Genomic DNA, 3,271 nt, shown 5'->3' with positions numbered 1-3,271 from the left:
GGCGAGCCCGGGTCGGTGACCAGCACCAGCCGGGTGGCCGGGTCGATGCTGGCGGCCTGGAAGGCGGCGGTGAAGGCGCGGCGCTGCGAATCGGTTTCCACGGTGGAGCCGGACTTGGAGGCGATGACCACCACCGTGTGCTGCAGGTCCTCGTTGAGGATCGCGGAGACCATCTGCGGGTCGTGGTGTCGCACACCACCAGGTCCACGTCGTCGTTCGCGGTGATCACCTCCGGGGCCAGCGAGGAGCCGCCCATCCCGCACAGCACAATGCGGGTCAGGCCCTCGGCCACCAGCTCGTCGCGCAGGTTCAGGATTGCCGGCACCAGTTCCTCGGCAGTATCGAAGGGGTTGGTCCAGCCCAGCCGGATGGCGGCCTCGGACTCGGCCTCGGGCCCCCACAGGGTGGGGTCCTGGGCCGCGATGCGGCTGCCGATCTTATCCTCCAGCAGCCGCGGCAGGTATTTCTCGACCGAGGCCAGGGCGGCCCCGGAGGTCACCAGACCCAGTTCCATTTACTTGGCCTCCTTGAGCGCCACGGCCATGTCCTGCAGCAGTTCGTTCCAGGAGTCCTCGAACTTCTTCACGCCCTCGGTCTCCAGCTGCTCCACGACCTGGTTGTAGTCGATGCCCAGGGCCGCCAGCTTGTCCAGCACGCGGTTGGCGGCATCGTAGCTGCCGGCGATCGCGTTGGGGCGCACCTGGGCCTCGGCGGCGGTGGCGTCCAGCGTCTTTTCCGGCATGGTGTTCACGGTCTGCGGGGCAACCAGCTCGGTGACGTACAAGGTGGCCGGGTAGGCCGGGTCCTTCACACCGGTGGAGGCCCACAGTGGACGTTGCACGTTGGCGCCGGCGGCGGCCAGCACCTCGAAGCGGGCGGTGGAGAACTGCTCCTCGAAGATCTGGTAGGCCAGGCGGGCGTTGGCCACCCCGGCCTGCCCGCGCACGGCGGCGGCCTCATCAGTGCCCAGCGCATCCAGGCGCTTGTCGATCTCGGTGTCCACGCGGGAGACGAAGAAGGAGGCGACCGAATGGATCTTGGACAGGTCCAGGCCCTTGGCGTGGGCCTTCTCCAGGCCAATCAGGTACGCGTTGATGACCTCGCGGTAGCGCTCCAGGGAGAAGATCAGGGTGACGTTCACGCTGATGCCCTCGGCGATGGTCTCGCTGATGGCCTCCAGCCCGGCCAGGGTGGCGGGAATCTTGATCAGCACGTTCTCCCGGCCCACACGCTCATGCAGCGCCTTGGCCTGGGCGATGGTCTCCGCGGTGGTGTGCGCCAGGCGCGGGTCCACCTCGATGGACACGCGTCCGTCCACCCCGTCGGTGGCGTCGTAGACCGGACGGAACAGGTCGCAGGCGCGGGCCACGTCATCGCTGGTGATTTCCAGGATGGCCGCGTCCACCGACTTCTCGCGGTGTTCGGCGATCGCGGTGCCGTAGACCTCGGCGTTGGACAGTGCGGCGGCGAAGATCGAGGGGTTGGTGGTCACGCCGGTGACGTTCTTCTCCTCAATCAGCTTGGCCAGCGAACCGCTGGTGAGCCGTTCACGGGAGAGGTCATCGAGCCAGATGGAGACACCGGCGTCGGATAGTGCCTGGGTGTTTGGATTACTCATGGGTAAATGGTTTCCTTACTTCGCAACTTTTTCCGCGGCGGCCACCACGGCCCCGGTGGTGATCCCGAATTCGCGGTAGAGCGTCTTGTAGTCGGCGCTGGCGCCGAAGTGATCCAGCGAGATGATCTCGCCCTGCGCGCCAACGAATTCGCGCCAGCCCATGGCCACCCCGGCCTCCACGGAGACGCGGGCGGTGACGGCGGCGGGCAGCACCTCTTCGCGGTAGGCGGCGTCCTGCTTGGCGAACCATTCCTTGCTCGGCAGCGAGACCACGCGGGCGGCAATGTCCTTCTGAGCCAGTTCCTCACGGGCCTGCACCGCCAGCTCCACTTCGGAGCCGGTGGCGATCAGGATGACGTCCGGGGTGACCTCGGCGCCCCCGCGCATTGCCTCGGCCAGGATGTAGCCGCCCTTCAGGGTGCCTTCGGCGCCGCGGAAGCCCGGGGCGGTGCGGTCGAAGACGGCCAGGTTCTGGCGGGAGAGCACGATGCCGGCCGGGTTGGTCTTCAGCTGCAGCATGCCCTGCCAGGCGTAGGAGACCTCGTTCGCGTCGCCGGGGCGCACCACGTCCAGGTTCGGGATGGCGCGCAGGCTGGCCAGGTGCTCCACCGGCTGGTGGGTCGGGCCGTCCTCGCCCAGGCCGATCGAGTCGTGGGTCCACACGAAGATCGAGGGCACGCCCATCAGCGCGGCCAGGCGGATGGCCGGGCGCTGGTAGTCCGAGAAGATCAGGAACGTACCGTTGAAGGCGCGGGTCGGGGAGCCGAGCACGATGCCGTTGGTGATCGCCGCGGCCGCATGCTCACGGATGCCAAAGTGCAGCACGCGCCCGTACGGGTTGGCCGCCCAGGCGTCGGTGGAGCGCTCGGCCGGGGCGAAGGACGCGGCGTCGTTGATGGTGGTGTTGTTCGAACCGGCCAGGTCGGCAGAGCCGCCCCAGAGTTCGGGCAGCACCTCGGCGATGGAGTTGATGACCTTGCCGGAGGCGGCGCGGGTGGCCAGGGAGGTGCCGGCCTCGAACACCGGCAGCTTCTGCTCCCAACCCTCGGGCAGCTCGCCGGCGCGCAGGCGTTCAAGCAGGGCGGCGTCCTGCGGGTTGGACTTGGCCCAGGTGGAGAACTTCTCGTCCCACTCACGGTGCGCCTGGCGCCGCGGTCGGCGACCTTGCGGGCGTGGGCGAGCACGTCGTCGGCGATATGGAAGTGGGCTTCGGTGTCAAAGCCCAGGGCCTTCTTCAACCCGGCGACTTCCTCCCCGCCCAGCTTGGCGCCGTGGATGCCGCCGGTGTTGGCCTTGGTCGGCGAGGGCCAGCCGATGATGGTGCGCAGCGAGATGATCGACGGGCGGGTGGTTTCGGCCTTCGCCGCGCGGATCGCCGCGTCCAGCTCGTTCATGTCCTCGACGTAGTCACCGGTCTTGGTCCAGTCCACCCGCTGGGTGTGCCAGCCGTAGGCGGCGTAGCGGGCGAGCACGTCCTCGCTGAAGCGATGTCGGTGTCGTCCTCGATGGAGATCTCGTTGTCGTCGTAGATCACCACCAGGTTGCCCAGCTGCTGGTGTCCGGCCAGCGAGGAGGCCTCGGAGGTGACGCCCTCCTGCATGTCGCCGTCGGAGGCGATGACGTAGATGGTGTGGTCAAAGGGCGTGGTGCCGG

At 68.2% G+C, this 3,271-nt stretch carries 2 protein-coding genes and 2 pseudogenes; all 4 read right to left on the bottom strand.

Going from position 1 to position 3,271, the window contains the following annotated elements:
* Positions 1-514: pseudogene (locus tag JCM19049_RS10265) on the bottom strand (hypothetical protein); the annotation flags it as partial.
* On the bottom strand, positions 515-1,618 hold the full coding sequence (tal, locus tag JCM19049_RS10260; RefSeq protein ID WP_054821536.1) for a transaldolase: 1,104 nt from the start codon (positions 1,616-1,618) through the stop codon (positions 515-517). It lies immediately after the preceding pseudogene.
* Positions 1,619-1,633: 15 nt separating this feature from the next.
* A complete protein-coding gene (locus JCM19049_RS23455) occupies positions 1,634-2,641 on the bottom strand; it encodes a transketolase C-terminal domain-containing protein (RefSeq protein ID WP_374700285.1) in 1,008 nt (335 codons plus the stop codon).
* 176 nt (positions 2,642-2,817) lie between these two features.
* Positions 2,818-3,218 (bottom strand): annotated as a pseudogene (locus tag JCM19049_RS23450) (transketolase); the annotation flags it as partial.
* Positions 3,219-3,271 lie beyond the last annotated feature (53 nt).

It is taken from the genome of Arthrobacter sp. JCM 19049, assembly GCF_001310435.1.
Note: the sequence above shows the minus strand (reverse complement) of the source record. Positions and strands in the feature narration are given on the sequence as shown.

Coding starts and splice junctions, on each gene's coding strand:
- tal (WP_054821536.1), bottom strand. CDS start 1,618: ATGAGTAATCCAAACACCCAGGCACTATCCGACGCCGGTGTCTCCATC.